The organism is Caballeronia mineralivorans PML1(12) (genome assembly GCF_001028175.1).
GTDB classification, from domain to species: domain Bacteria; phylum Pseudomonadota; class Gammaproteobacteria; order Burkholderiales; family Burkholderiaceae; genus Caballeronia; species Caballeronia mineralivorans.
Genome location: NZ_AEJF01000230.1, coordinates 68,004 through 81,673, shown reverse-complemented (window position 1 = coordinate 81,673; position 13,670 = coordinate 68,004). Strand labels below are relative to the sequence as shown.

14 protein-coding genes and 2 pseudogenes are annotated in these 13,670 nt (G+C 61.9%); 9 read left to right on the top strand and 7 right to left on the bottom strand.

The window, feature by feature from the left end:
• Window positions 1-17: 17 nt before the first annotated feature.
• Complete coding sequence (locus tag EOS_RS47305) at window positions 18-323, top strand: hypothetical protein (protein ID WP_047897383.1); 306 nt, start codon at window positions 18-20, stop codon at window positions 321-323.
• Here EOS_RS47305 and EOS_RS48505 read toward each other — a convergent pair.
• Window positions 324-464: pseudogene (locus EOS_RS48505) on the bottom strand (phage late control D family protein); the annotation flags it as partial.
• Between the two features lie 70 nt (window positions 465-534).
• Window positions 535-1,059, bottom strand: a complete 525-nt coding sequence (locus EOS_RS38060; RefSeq protein WP_047897441.1) for a MarR family winged helix-turn-helix transcriptional regulator — start codon at window positions 1,057-1,059, stop codon at window positions 535-537.
• Window positions 1,060-1,395: 336 nt separating this feature from the next.
• Between EOS_RS38060 and EOS_RS38055 the strand changes: the two genes are divergently transcribed.
• Genes EOS_RS38055 through EOS_RS38025 form a run of 7 tightly spaced genes read left to right on the top strand, consistent with a single transcriptional unit; the run spans window position 1,396 to window position 9,098 of the window.
• On the top strand, window positions 1,396-2,658 hold the full coding sequence (locus EOS_RS38055) for an amidohydrolase/deacetylase family metallohydrolase (RefSeq protein ID WP_047897382.1): 1,263 nt from the start codon (window positions 1,396-1,398) through the stop codon (window positions 2,656-2,658).
• A 21-nt stretch (window positions 2,659-2,679) separates the two neighbouring features.
• Entirely contained in the window at window positions 2,680-5,082 is a 2,403-nt protein-coding gene (locus tag EOS_RS38050) for a xanthine dehydrogenase family protein molybdopterin-binding subunit (protein ID WP_047897381.1), read from the top strand.
• A complete protein-coding gene (locus EOS_RS38045) occupies window positions 5,079-5,900 on the top strand; it encodes an FAD binding domain-containing protein (protein WP_047897380.1) in 822 nt (273 codons plus the stop codon). Before EOS_RS38050 ends, EOS_RS38045 begins: the two co-directional genes overlap by 4 nt.
• Entirely contained in the window at window positions 5,897-6,424 is a 528-nt protein-coding gene (locus EOS_RS38040) for a (2Fe-2S)-binding protein (protein WP_047897379.1), read from the top strand. The genes EOS_RS38045 and EOS_RS38040 overlap by 4 nt, the downstream gene beginning before the upstream one ends.
• 14 nt (window positions 6,425-6,438) lie before the next feature.
• Window positions 6,439-7,089 (top strand): SRPBCC family protein, encoded by a 651-nt coding sequence (locus EOS_RS38035; RefSeq protein WP_047897378.1) that lies wholly within the window; start codon window positions 6,439-6,441, stop codon window positions 7,087-7,089.
• On the top strand, window positions 7,076-8,245 hold the full coding sequence (locus EOS_RS38030) for an oxamate carbamoyltransferase subunit AllG family protein (RefSeq protein ID WP_047897377.1): 1,170 nt from the start codon (window positions 7,076-7,078) through the stop codon (window positions 8,243-8,245). The genes EOS_RS38035 and EOS_RS38030 overlap by 14 nt, the downstream gene beginning before the upstream one ends.
• A gap of 22 nt (window positions 8,246-8,267) precedes the next feature.
• The gene (locus tag EOS_RS38025; protein WP_047897376.1) at window positions 8,268-9,098 is read left to right on the top strand and encodes a phytanoyl-CoA dioxygenase family protein; all 831 of its coding nucleotides are present in this window, start codon (window positions 8,268-8,270) and stop codon (window positions 9,096-9,098) included.
• 57 nt (window positions 9,099-9,155) lie between these two features.
• Here the strand turns inward: EOS_RS38025 and EOS_RS38020 are convergent, their stop codons facing one another.
• The 4 genes from EOS_RS38020 to EOS_RS38005 are packed head-to-tail and all read right to left on the bottom strand — an operon-like array spanning window position 9,156 to window position 12,177.
• Window positions 9,156-10,001 (bottom strand): amino acid ABC transporter ATP-binding protein, encoded by an 846-nt coding sequence (locus EOS_RS38020; RefSeq protein ID WP_047897375.1) that lies wholly within the window; start codon window positions 9,999-10,001, stop codon window positions 9,156-9,158.
• On the bottom strand, window positions 9,998-10,654 hold the full coding sequence (locus tag EOS_RS38015; RefSeq protein ID WP_047897374.1) for an amino acid ABC transporter permease: 657 nt from the start codon (window positions 10,652-10,654) through the stop codon (window positions 9,998-10,000). Before EOS_RS38015 ends, EOS_RS38020 begins: the two co-directional genes overlap by 4 nt.
• Window positions 10,654-11,298: an amino acid ABC transporter permease gene (locus EOS_RS38010; protein ID WP_047897373.1), complete on the bottom strand. Its 645-nt coding sequence runs from the start codon at window positions 11,296-11,298 to the stop codon at window positions 10,654-10,656. Before EOS_RS38010 ends, EOS_RS38015 begins: the two co-directional genes overlap by 1 nt.
• Before the next feature lie 12 nt (window positions 11,299-11,310).
• Window positions 11,311-12,177 (bottom strand): transporter substrate-binding domain-containing protein, encoded by an 867-nt coding sequence (locus tag EOS_RS38005; protein WP_082163673.1) that lies wholly within the window; start codon window positions 12,175-12,177, stop codon window positions 11,311-11,313.
• Between the two features lie 442 nt (window positions 12,178-12,619).
• Here EOS_RS38005 and EOS_RS38000 point away from each other — a divergent pair, with 442 nt between their 5' ends.
• Window positions 12,620-13,126, top strand: coding sequence for a MarR family winged helix-turn-helix transcriptional regulator (locus tag EOS_RS38000; protein WP_235443094.1), 507 nt, complete (start codon window positions 12,620-12,622; stop codon window positions 13,124-13,126).
• Between the two features lie 178 nt (window positions 13,127-13,304).
• On the opposite strand, the pseudogene EOS_RS45240 reads toward EOS_RS38000, so the two are convergent.
• Window positions 13,305-13,669: pseudogene (locus EOS_RS45240) on the bottom strand (IS21 family transposase); the annotation flags it as partial.
• Window position 13,670 lies beyond the last annotated feature (1 nt).

The following is a 13,670-nucleotide window of genomic DNA, read 5'->3' as shown; positions in this document are numbered from 1 at the left end:
GCTTTTTGCGCTAGATCATGCGACTAAAGATCGAGGACTTCGACCCGGTTTCTAACGGCGATCTAAGAGAGTTTTGGAAGATGAACCGCGATCCGAACTTGACGCGGTTGATCCTTGAAGCGGTCCGCTACCGCAGAGTCATCTACCGAGCGCTAGATGAAGCGCAGCGGATTGAAGACGGCCTTCGCGAGAAACACAACGGCAAAATCGTCGGCGCTTCCGGTTCTCTGGTCATGCGTCTTCGGGACGAACAAACAAGACTTCGATCGCAGGGCGGCTACGTCATCAAGCTGACGACTGACGATCAATACTCTCGGGCCTGACCGGCGCACCATCGGATCGTTGCGCACCTCTAATTCGACGTTTGTCCCGAACCCGCCGTCAGCAACGGCATGCGTGGCCTCTTTAACAAGCCATGGCGTGGCATCAATTTCAGGTTTGAACCCGGCAACTGTCACCGGCATTTATGTAAAGTAAAACGTCTGCCTACGGTTGGTCGATGCCACTGGTAGGCCAAACGACATGCTCCCTGGCCTATTCGGGCAACTTGAACGGAACAAGACTTTCGGCGTTATTTGCTTCGACCAACTTGATCATCAACAGCATGAAAAGGTCCTGTTCCTCCGGCGACAGATGATCGATCGTCCGATCGTGCGCGCGTTGCACCGCAGCCGACATCTTCGCCACCAGACGCTTTCCCTTCAAAGTCAATTTAACCAGCCGCAGTCGCTTGTCATGCGATGCCTGCGTCCGGTCCACCAGCCCTCGGGCATGCAAACGGGGAATCACCTCGGCCACGCTCGAGCGCTCCAGGCCGACCTGTATCGCCAAGGTGTTCTGATCGAGTTCCCCGAATGCATCGAGCGTCGTTAACAGGCTGTACTGAACCGGCGTGATGTCGTAGTCGCCCGTTTCTTCGGCAAAGAGAAAGCCGTGAATCTGATGCATCCGGCGGATCAGGAAACCGGGCCGGCTAAAAAGAGGTGAACGCGCCTGCAATGCACGCAGTTCGCTGCGGACCGATTCGTGGCTGGGCTTTTCCGGGGTAACTGTCGACATGAACATACCGTAGTTAAAACACGTCCGATGCCGCCGACGTGATTGTCAAACCAAGACCGCGTGGTTCCTCGATTGTATGCGAATCACAGAACTCGGACAAATTCGTGGTACACCGCGAATTCACCAGTTTTGACCGCGATGATACGGTTCGGTGCACCCGCGTTTCTCCTGGTGCAAGCCGTTGCCAAATAATCCGTGGTATAGCGCGTAATATTCTAACTTAATGAGGTTATATTATTGAATATAAACGATAATTATGAGCCAATAGACAGATCCAATAAATCGGCACAGTATTTGCGGTACACCACACATCTCACACTGTGCACGGCATCCCTCATGTCTCAGCTTCTGCTCAAAGGTGGTCGGGTTATCGATCCGGCTTCGTCGTTCGACGCGGTATCGGACGTTCTGGTCGACGGCGCAACGATCACTGCGATCGGTCCCGATCTGGCGCACATTGCGCCGCATGCGGAGATCATCGACTGCGGTGGGCGTCTCGTGCTTCCCGGCCTGATCGATACCCACGGCCACGTTTATCAATACGTCACCGGCCGCTTCGGCCTGAATGCCGATCAGTGCGGCGTGCAATCGGGCGTGACGACCCTCGTCGACCAGGGCGGACCGAGTTGCATCACCCTGCCCGGCTTCCGGCATTTCGTCGCCGAACCCGCTGCCACGCGCGTGCTCGCCTTCATGTCCGCCTATCTGGTCGGCGGCCTCGAAGGCCACTATTACCCCGACCTGTACCGGCCGGATTGCCTCGATGCCGCCGCAACCGTGAAGGCCGCGCTCGCCAATCCCGATCTGGTCAAGGGCATCAAGGCGCACGCGGAAATCGGCGGCTTTGCGCGATGGGGGCTCGACGTGATGAAGATAGCCTCGACCATTGGCCGCGATGCAAACCTGCCGCTCTACATCCATTTCGGACAATTGTGGCCAAAGCCGGAGAGCGGCGGCCTTCCCGTCAATCCTGACTCCATTTTCAATCAGGTAGTCAGCACGCTCAAGGCCGGCGATATCCTCGCGCATCCGTTCAGCCGGCATCCGGGCGGGTTTGTCGAAGAAAACGGCAAGCTGCATCCGCTGGTCCAAGAGGCCATCGCGCGCGGCCTGAAGGTCGATGTCGGCCACGGCTCGCATTTCAGTTTCAAGATGGCGCGCATTGTGCTCGACAGCGGTGTGATCCCCGACACGCTGGGCGCCGACATGCACGGCTACAACACGCACGTCCCCGCTCCCGCCGGCACGCCCGATAGCCATCCGGACGAAGAACATTCGTTTCTTGGCCGCACCCAATTCAGCCTGGTCAGCGCGATGACCACCATGTTGACGCTAGGCCTGCCGCTGAATCATGTGGTCGCGATGGCCACGCATCACGCCGCGAAAATGATCGGCATGGCGCATGAAATCGGCTTCCTCAAAGCGGGCGGCATCGCCGATATCAGCGTGCTGGAAGACCGTCGCGGTCGCTGGGTTCTGGAGGACAACGAAGGCACGCAGGTCGTGACGGACCGCATGCTGACGCCGCTGTTCTGCCTACGCGACGGCGTGCGCCACGACGCCATGTCGCCCATGTTGCCGCTCGCGCGCGCGGCGTAACGCCTTCCGGACACAACTGCCATGAAACGTAAAACCCCGACGTCGCATCCGGATCGTCCGCAAGGCATCGGCGCGTCTCTGTTGCGCAAGGAAGACGACCGTTTCATGCATGGCCGCGGTGAATACGTCGGCAATATCCGCATGGTCGGCATGGTCGATGTCGCGTTCGTGCGCAGTCCGATCGCGCACGGGCACATTGTGGGGATCGAAAAGCCGGTGGGTCTCGAGCACGCAGTCTATTCGCTCGCCGATCTCGACGACGTGAAGCCAATCGTCGCCAACTCGGGCTTGCCGGGTTTCAAGAGCTCCGAACAACCCGTGCTCGCCAATGGCAAGGTGCGTCAGGTCGGTGAGATGATCGCCATGTGCGCCGCAGCGACCCGTGCGCAGGCCGAGGACATCGCCGCGCAGGTCTTCGTGGACTTCGAGGAATTGCCTGCGGTTGTCGACATGCTCGACGCGCGACGCGCCGACTCCGCTCTGGTGCACGAGCAATGGGGTGACAACATTTTCCTGGAGACATTCGTCGATGCCCATCCGGATATCGACCTCGATGCGATTCGCCGCGATGCCCCCATCAAGGTCCAGCGATCGCTGCGCACGGCACGGCAAAGCATGGCACCGATGGAAGGGCGCGGCGTGGTCGCGCACTGGGACAAGCGGCTGTCGCAACTGATCGTGCATACGTCGGCACAGATGGTCCACGTCACCCGCTCGGGGCTCGCCCACTGCCTGGGCCTGGACGAAGGGCAGGTCCGCGTCATCGCCCCGGACGTGGGCGGCGGTTTCGGCTACAAGGGCATCCTGTTGCCGGAGGAAGTGTGCTGCGGCTGGCTCGCGATGCATCTCGAGCGGCCGGTGCGGTGGATCGAGGATCGCCGCGAGCAGCTGACCGCCAACGCAAACTGTCGCGAGCACGATTACGACATCACCGCCTATGCCGAGCGCGATGGCCGCCTGCTCGCGGTCGAATGCGAGGCGAGCGTCGACTCGGGCGCATACTCGTCCTATCCGTTCTCGGCATGCCTCGAAGCCGCGCAAGTGGGCAGCATCCTGCCGGGCCCGTACAAGATGGATCGATACCGGTGCCGCACCTGGTCGGTCGCGACCAACAAGCCGCCCATCCTGCCGTATCGCGGCGTTGCGCGAACCGGCGTGTGCTACGCCATCGAAACCATGCTCGACGCGATTGCAGTGGCCGCGGGCATCGAACCATACGAAGCGCGCCTGCGCAATCTCGTCGAACCGCACGAGATGCCGTACGACAACATCACGAACAAGCACTTCGACAGTGGCGACTACCCAGAAGCGGTGCGCCGCGCGGTCCGCTCGATCGACCTGCCGGCCGTGCGCGCGCGGCAACAGCGAGGCGAGCCTGACGGACGGCGCATCGGCTTTGGCATGGCGATCTTTTGCGAGCAGGGCGCGCATGGCACCTCCGTCTATCACGGCTGGGGCATTCCAATGGTGCCGGGCTACGAACCGGCAGTCATTCGCCTGACGCCCGACGGTATCCTCGAAGTGCGCGCCGGGGTTCATTCGCACGGACAATCGATGGAAACCACGCTCGCGCAGATCGCGCACGAGGTACTTGGCATCGATACGGACAGGGTGCGCGTTGTGCTCGGCGACACCGGCGTGACGCCCTACTCCACGGGAACCTGGGGTTCGCGCTCGATCGTCATGGCCGGCGGCGCGGTCGCACAGGCGGCGCGCGAACTGAAGGAGCGTCTGATGCAAATCGGTGCGTGGCTGCTCAGGGAACCGGCCGATGCCGTGCGCTGGGAAAACGGCGCGGTCGCGGGCACGCAGGCGCGCAGGACGCTCGCGGAACTCGCGCACACGTGGTATCGCGCGCCGCAGCTGCTGCCGCCCGATGTCGATCCGCGCGGGCTCGAAGTATCGACGTCGTATCAGGCAAAGCGCGACACCGGCACGTTCAGCTATGCGTGCCACGCGGTTGTCGTTGCCGTCGATACCGAGCTTGGCCTGACGGAGATCCTCGACTACGTGATCGTCGAGGACGGCGGCGTGTTGATTAACCCGATGGTGGTCGACGGTCAGGTCATGGGCGGCGCGGCGCAAGGCATCGGCACGGCCCTCTATGAGGCCATGCGTTACAGCGATGACGGCCAGCCGCTCGCATCGACGCTCGCGGACTATCTGCTGCCGGGCGCCACGGAAGTGCCGGCGATTCGCATCGAACATATGGAGACGCCTTCTCCGTACACGGAATTCGGTCAGAAGGGGATCGGGGAAAGCGGTGCGATCGGCTCGCCTGCGGCCATCGCAAATGCGGTGAATGACGCGCTCAGGCCGCTCGGTGTCGAGATCTGCGAACTGCCGATCTCGCCGCGCGTGGTGGTCGACGCAATGACGCGTGCGCGCGCCGTCGCGTCGAAAGCCGCGAAGGTGATGGCATGAAGGCAGCCTGCTTCGATTACGCCAGGCCGCTGAACAGCGTCGATGCGATCCGTCTCGTCACGCCTACCGACGGCATGGCGAAGTTCGTTTCCGGCAGCCAGTCGCTCGGACCGATGATGAACCTGCGCCTCGCTCAGCCCGAGATGTTAGTCGACCTGCGCGGCATTCCCGCGCTGCGCGAATGCAGGGCCGAGGGCAACACGATCACGTTGGGCGCATGTATCACGCACGCGGAGATCGAGGACGGCAAGGTCGCCGATGGCACCGAAGGCCTCATGCCGTACGTGGCGCGCGGCATTGCGTATCGCGCGGTGCGCAATCGCGGCACGCTCGGCGGCAGCCTCGCGCATGCCGATCCCGCCGCCGACTGGATCACGACGCTGCGCGTGCTCGATGCCGATTTTCTCGTGGCGGGTCCGGCGGGCGAGCGCACGGTATCGAGTGCTGACTGGATGGCAAGTGCGTTCACCACCGCGCTCGACGCCGATGAAATCCTGTGTGCGGTGCGCTTTCGCCGCCTGTCGCCGACCGCACGCTGGAGTTACTACAAGTTCAACCGCAAGCCTGGCGAGTTCGCCGAAGCGATTGCCGTGTGTATCGATGACAGCGCGAACGGTGTGTGCCGCGCCGTGATCGGTGCCCTCGACGGGCCGCCCTACTTGATCGCGAATGCCCGCGCGCTCATCGATACGTCCATGCCTGACGCGCATCTGGAAGCTGCCGGACTCGCGCCCGGCAGCTACGAATATCAGGTTCATCGCGTGGCACTGATGCGCGCTGCGGCGATCGTCCGAGAACACGGCAGGAATCCGCAATGACCGATACTTTCACGCAAGCCGTCCAGCTCGTCATCAACCGCGAGACCGTCAGCAGCACAGTCAGTCCACGCACGCATCTGGCGGATTTCCTGCGCGAGCAGCAGATGTTGTGCGGCACGAATATCGGCTGCGAACAGGGCGTATGCGGAGCCTGTACGGTAATGATCGACGGCGTGCCCGCGCGCTCCTGCATCACGCCGGCGATCGCATGCGCGGGGTCGATGGTGCAGAGCATCGAAGGCTTCGACGACGATGCCACGATGAACGCACTGCGCACGGCGTTCAGTGCGGAACACGCGCTGCAGTGCGGCTATTGCACACCCGGCATGCTGATCACGGCGCTCGATATCGTGACCCGGTTGCCGGCCGTCGACGATGACCGCGTGCGCCTGGAGCTGTCGGGCAATCTTTGCCGATGTACGGGCTATGCCGGCATTGTCCGCGCCATTCGCCGCGTCCTCGATAAGCAGCGCGAACAGAGCGCCGCGCCAATCGCGAGAGCTATCGCAGCGGCGACCGCCTGACCGACAGGATCTCCATGGAAATCGAACAGAGCTTTACCGTGCCCTATCCACGCGATGCCGTGTGGGCATGCTTTCACGACACGTCGGGAATCGTCGCGTGCCTGCCGGGCGCATCGCTGAGCGCACCGCCGGAGGGCACGCTGCTGAAACTCTCCATGCAGGTGAAGCTCGGGCCGATCGTCGCTGCGTTTGCCGGCGATGGCGAGATGACGCTCGACGAAGACCAGTGCCGCGGCAGTGTCAGCGGCGGCGGCGTCGATCGCAAGAGTGCATCGCGCGTCAAAGGCGTCGCGGCGTTCGCGCTCGACAATTCGACACCCGGCGAAACGCGTGTCGATGTTAAGGTCGACTACACCATTGCCGGAAGTCTGGCGCAATTCTCGCGCGGCGGCATCGTGAAAGAACTGGCATCGAGAATGACCGAGGCGTTCGCGGCCAATCTGAAAGCGAAGCTCGATGAGCTTGCCACGCAGCGAGTGGAGGACATCGCTGCCACGCGTGCTGAAACCGGGGTGATACCTGAGCCTGAGATCGCCGCACCTGCCACACCCGCCGCTCCGCTGAACCTTGGGAATTTGTTCTGGAGCATTGTCTGGTCGCGGTTGAAGCGTGTGTTCGGCATCGCAAGGTCCCACGAAGCACGCGCAGATCATGACGGCGCTTGAGACGCTCGCCGCAGTCCAGCCGCAATGGCGTGGCGTGCAGTGCGCGCGCGACGCGGTCGGCTTGATCGACATGACCCTGCTGCACGCGGGGCCGCCTTATAAGGACCCTTGCAGGCCGCCGCCGCCGGTGCTGTCGTCCGCGGTCCTGTGCTGCCTGTACGAACGCTGGGCGAACGACGAGGCGCAGGCGGAACGTCTTATCGTCGATGGCCGCGTCAGGCTGATGAGCGCGCAGTCATTCAACGTGGTCACGCCGCTGGCCGCCGTGATTTCCCCGCGCACGTCGCTGGTCGATATCACCGATGCCAACGCGACCGGCAAGCACGCGTGGTCGCTGCTCGGAAGCGGCGCGGGCGCGCAGATTCGCTTCGGCAGCCGCAATCCGGCGATCATCGAACGCATGGCCTGGCGCGACAACGTGCTTGCGCCTGTGATGCAGCGAGCTTCATGCGCGAGCGCGGTTGATTTGATATCGCTGGCCCGGACAGGACTCGACGGCGGCGACGATCTGCACGCCCGCGCGACGAGCGCTTCGGCGGCGTTGCATCGGCAGCTTGTGCCGCATCTGGACGACGCGTCCGTTGCCGCCATGCTCGGCGAATCGCCGCTCTTCTTCCTCACGCTCTGGATGGCGGCATGCCACCTGATCCTGTCGGCGGCCGTGCACGATCCGACCTTGTCGACGCTCGTCATCGCGCTCGCCGGCAATGGTATCGAAGCAGGAATACGGCTCGCAGGTGAGCCTTCACGTTGGCATACCGTCACCGCTGTTGCACCCGCAGGACCCCGAATCAATGCAGCGATCACAGTCGATGCCGCGCCGCTGACCGGCGACAGCGGCGTCATCGACGCGGCCGGTTTCGGCGCCCAGGCGCTTGAATTCGCGCCCGAGCCGGCAAGTGCTTTCGCGCCGTGGCTCCCCGACAACTGGCGCGCGCGGCAGGCGGCGCTTTATCGCGGCGCGAATCCTGCGTTTTCACGCCTGCGTATGGGCCTCGATGCCGCGCAGGTTGCCGCTTCGGGTACCGGCCCGCTCGCCGCCATCGCAATGATCGGCGCCGACGGACGCACGGGCCTGCTCGGACGCGGCGTGTATGAAGCGCCCGTCGCGTTGTTTACCGGTGCGCTCGACGCGGTATCGCCCCGTCTTTCCTGACTTCCTTCAACCGGGTTCTCTTATGGCCAAGCATCTCACCGCAGAACAGATCGACCATTTCAGGCAACAGGGTTACGCTTACCCTTTTCGCGCGATGAGCGCCGAAGACGCGCTGAAGTACCGGAAGATCGTGGAGGCTTACGAAGCAGCGTCCGGCGAGGACGTCAACAAGACACTCAAGATCAAGGGGCATCTTGCCTTGCCAGCGATCGTCGAACTGGCGCGTAATCCCCGGATTCTCGATGCCGTCGAAGACCTGATCGGACCTGACATCATGCTATTCGGGGCATCGATATTCGCAAAAAACGGCAAGGACCCGCGCTATGTCTCGTGGCATCAGGATTCGACCTATTTCGGCCTCACGCCGCATGAGGAAGTCACCGTATGGGTCGCGCTTACGCCGGCGAACTCAGTGAACGGCGTACTGCGTGTGCTGCCCGGATCGCATGCTGGACCTGACCTCAAACATGTGGAAACCTATGCGAAGGACAACATGCTCGCGAAGGGCCAGTCGCTCGTGGGTATCGACGAGAATCTTGCCGTCGAAATGCCGCTCGAACCCGGACAGTTTTCTATCCATCACGAACGCACCGCGCACAGTTCGCTGCCCAACCGCTCCGATGACCGCCGCATCGGCTTCGCCTTTTTCTACGTGCCGACGCACGCGCAATCCACGACCGGCAGGCGTCGCGCAACGCTGGTGCGAGGTATCGATGAATTCGGCTATTGGGACCCGGAGACCTTGCCCGCATGCGAGCGCGACCCCGCTTCGATGAACGAACTCGCGCAGACCTGGGGTCAGTACAAGGATGGGGAAGTCAAGCAGGCGGTCGACATGGTGCACGCGCAATAGGCGGAACACGCTGAATAAGACACGCAGCGGCTCCGCGATCATGTGGAGCCGTTTTCATTACCACGGACGCGCTTCGTGAGGTGCCCGGAAGCGCGCGAGAAACTGCTGTGCCCGCTGCGTTTGCGGCGCGGCGAAGAACTGCTCCGGATGTCCGGTTTCAATCACTTCGCCCGCATCCATGAAGACGATCCGGCTCGCGACCTGACGCGCGAATTCCATCTCGTGCGTGACGATCACCATGGTCGCGCCCTCTTCCGCGAGTCCGCGCATGACGCCAAGCACTTCGCCCACGAGCTCGGGATCGAGTGCGCTCGTAGGTTCATCGAAGAGCAGCACGTCGGGCTTCATCGCAAGCGCCCGCGCAATGCCGACGCGCTGTTTCTGGCCGCCAGAAAGACGCGACGGAAACGCGTCCATCTTGTCCGCCAGTCCCACGCGATTCAGGAGCGACTCCGCTTCGGCGCGCACTTCATCGCGCGGACGCTTGAGCACGTGAATGGGAGCCTCCATCACGTTGTGTAGCACGCTGAGATGTGGCCACAACGCGAAGTGCTGAAATACCATGCCGATGCGCGCACGCGAGTGGGCCAGTTCGGCATCGGTCATCTTGTGCGCCGAGCCATCGCGCACGCCCATGCGTTGATTCGACACGTGAACCGTGCCGCCATCGGGCACTTCAAGCCAGTTGATACAGCGCAACAGCGTCGATTTTCCGCAGCCTGACGGACCAAGCAGGCAGACGGTCTCGCCTTGATGAACCTTGAGCGAGACATCGCGCAAGACGTGACTACTGCCGAACGATTTCGAAATGCCATTGAGCTGAAGCACGACCGGGGCCGTGTTGTCATCGAAGGAAAGCGGCGCGTTGCCCGCGCGCAAAGGCAGATCGCCCGAAAAATTCATGCTCGCCTCTCCTCGGCAAATTTGGATAGCAAGCCCGTCATGCTCTCGATCACGAGGCAGATCGCCCAGTACAACGCAATGGCCGTGATGAAGGCGGCGAACGGAATGAAGTAGGTCGCCTGAATGCCGTTCATCTGATGCGTCAGTTCGGTCACGGCAATGATCGTGAGGAACGCACTGTCCTTGACGATCTGCACGACCTGATTGCCGATCATCGGCATGGCGCTCGTGAACACGGGAGGCAGTATGATCCGCCGCAGAAGAGTGAAGCCGCTGAAGCCATACGCGCGCCCCGATTCGATCATCGATGCCGGCAGTTCGCGCCACGCACCGCGCAATAGCTCGGCCATGTACGCCGTGTTGTACAAGATCAGGGCGATCGCGCCCGACCACCAGTTACTCATTCGAATCCCCGCCGATGGCAGGGCGAAGTAGATCAGGTATACAAATAACAGGAATGGCGCGCAGCGCATGGCATCGACGTAAAGGGTGGCGAGCCGCGCGACTGCCGCGCGCCGCGACATCAGCGCCGGCGTGAGCAGTGCGCCCAGAACCAGCGACGCGATCGCCGACACCACCAGCAGACCCAGCGTCCCGGCGAGCCCTTCCAGCACGTCGACGCGTTGTTGCCAGACAATCAGGAAATCACCCATCACGCCCGCCTCTCGACGGATTGCCGCCGCTCGATAACGCGCTGCGTTTTGATGAGCACGTAGACAATCAACCCATACAGTACAAGCGCAAAAATAAACGGTGGCAATGGATCGTACGTCCTGGCGCCCACGCGCAGCGCGGCCCGCGTGATTTCGACAATGCCGATCACCGCGACGGCCGGCGTCGACTTGATCTGCAGCGTCATCTCGTTGACGAGACCGGGCAGACTCGCGCGCCAGATCTGCGGCAGCACGATGCGACGAAAGCGCAGCGCGCGCGGCATGGCGAACGACAGCGCTGCGTCGTACTGTTCGCGGGGAAAGTTCACGAGCGCCGAGCGCCACACTTCGCAGTTGAACGCAGCCGTGCTGATGGTCAACGCGAGAATCGCGGCCGGCGTGGGATCAAGCGAGATGCCGAATTGCGGCAGCGCGAAGAAGATCAGCAAGGTCAGCGTGACCGCCGGGCATGAGCGAATCAGGCTGACATAGCCAATTACGAAGCGGTTAAGAAGCGGCACCTTCGCCCATCGAATGAGTGCCAGACCCAAACCAAACGGAACGCCCAGCGCGATGCTGGCAAGCGATAAGGTCACCGTTGCCAGCGCGCCGCGAAAGATGCTCCAGTAATCAAAAGCGTTCATGTTTGAAGACCATCAGTTGACGGACGCCGGCATGTCCTTGTAGGTCGCTCCGAGCCACTTTTGCTGCAACTCGTACATCTGGCCGTTCTTACGCAACTCGAGAAGGATGCTGTCGACCATCTTGAGCACATCGGCGTTGCCCTTTTTCACCGCCCATGCAATGTAGGTCGGCTTGCCTATCGCCTGGCCGACCACGAACGTGTCGGGCCGCGTCTTGACCAGCGAGTTCAGGCTAATCTGCGTATTCGCGACAGCGTCGACGCGACCCAGCCCCAGATCCTGATACGCCTCCGGATACGCCTGGTATTCGATGATCTGCTTGACGCCTGCACCACCATGTTTCTTCTTCAGTTCCTCGTTGAAACTCTTCAGGTCGCTGAGCATCGCGCTGCCCGTTTCGGCGCCCACGACCTTGCCGACCAGATCGTCGCCAGTCTTGATCGGCGAGTCCTTCTTAGTGGCAAAAAACGTGATCGACTCGCATGTCGGCGATGCGAAATCGAACGTCTTCTTGCGCTCGTCCGTGACGAGGACGGCAGTAAGCGCCATGTCGTACTTGCCGGTCGTCACGCCCGGCAGAATCCCTGCCCATGGCATGACCTGCTGCTTGACCTCCAGACCGATCTTCTTGCGCACGAGCGCGAGCAACTCGTTGTCGTAGCCGGTCGAGACGCCATCGCTGACGAATTCGAACGGCGTGTAATCGTCTTCCGTCGCCACGCTCATATAACCGCGCGCCTTCATTTCGGCCGACGTGGCCGCACTCGCCGACGAGCACAGCGTCGCCGCAGCCATCAGCGTCACGACCGACACCTGAACGACGCGGGCGAGTGCGCCCATGTTCAACCGCCTCGTTTCCTTGCTTGCGAACACTGACATGAGAGCCTCTTGAGGTTATGCGCGGACCGGCTTCGAGGAAGTCATCGGACACCACTGAAACCGGCCAGACACGATGCGCGGATTAGCGATTCGGTAATTCATCTGCCTACTGACGATTCTCGGAAAGCTAATGCAAATCGTATGCCAGAGACGACCCCTCGCGCCGGGCTTGATCTGGTGCCATGTCTCGTCGATTACGACGGTGCATGCGCACCTGCAACGTTCAAATAGCGCTTAAAATGGGCATCTTCGCACTGATATATGCCATGCGCCGCCTGCTCTTAGCGAATCGTTCAGAAATGAGGGCGAACTTAATCGTCGCCGTGAAAGCTGATGCTCGAAGAATTACGGTGTATGCTGATCAAATACGCTCCCGGGAAAGTCCGCGGACACATCCACACCCGTCACCTGATTCTTTATGGCAGCAACATCGACCCCATCCGTGAGCGATCTGGACGACACGCAGGAAATGTCGGCGTGGAGAAATACCGCACTCGAACAGCGGCCCGGCTTCCTGATCCGCCGGCTGCATCAGATTCACGTCGCACTGTTCATGGAAGAGTGCGCGCCCGAAGGGATCACGCCCGTGCAATACAGCATCCTGACGGCGCTGGAGCAGATCGGGCCGTCGGAACAGATCGCGTTATCGCGGGCGGTAGGGCTGGATCGGGCCAATATCGCCGATGTCATGACGCGACTGGTCGAGCGCCGTTTTGTGCAGCGCCGGGTATCGCGCAGCGACCGCCGCAAGAAAGTGGCCGAGTTGACCGAGGTCGGCCGCGCGCTGCTCGCGCGACTGGAAACGCGAGTCGCGAGAGCGCATGAACGGACCATTGAAGCGCTGCCGGAAGAGGAGCGCGCGCAGTTCCTGAAGCATTTGTTATTGCTGGTGGAAACCAACAACGAACTCAGCAGAACGCCGATCGTGCGAACTACTGATTCGATTTAAGAGCCAACCGATGGCCGGCGCATAGGTGCCAGCGCAGGATCGGCGAAAAGGCGCCAGTCGATGATCGCCGTAATGGCGCCACCTGCGTCGTACAGTAGGACTGCGGTTCGAACTTTCCCAACTCGGTGCGCTTCGTTCTTGTCTGAGCGGAACGCCCATGGCCTACCGGAGGTTCGTTATCGTCCCGGACGGTACGCACGACCCCGGTGAGGTAACTAAAGCCGGTGAGCGGTAGGGGCCACAGATGCAGCTTCTCCGCCTGGAACATAGCCTCGACCTGCCGCCGGGTGCGGCCCTGAATTCGCTTGGAGGCCCAGGTCGCTTCCTTGTGCATCAGGAATTCGTTCTGCGCTTCGAGCGATTCAAAACGTCGGCCGGCGAGCGCCCGCCTTGGGTATGTTGGATCGCATTCTCGACGGTCCCCTTTCGATTCGGGTCCCGCACACGTGTCGGATCAGTGACGACGGCGGAATACTCAAGCATGGCGCCGTAGAGCCGATCGATCTCGAGTTCGTACAGGTCCGGTGTGATGACGCTTTCCTTG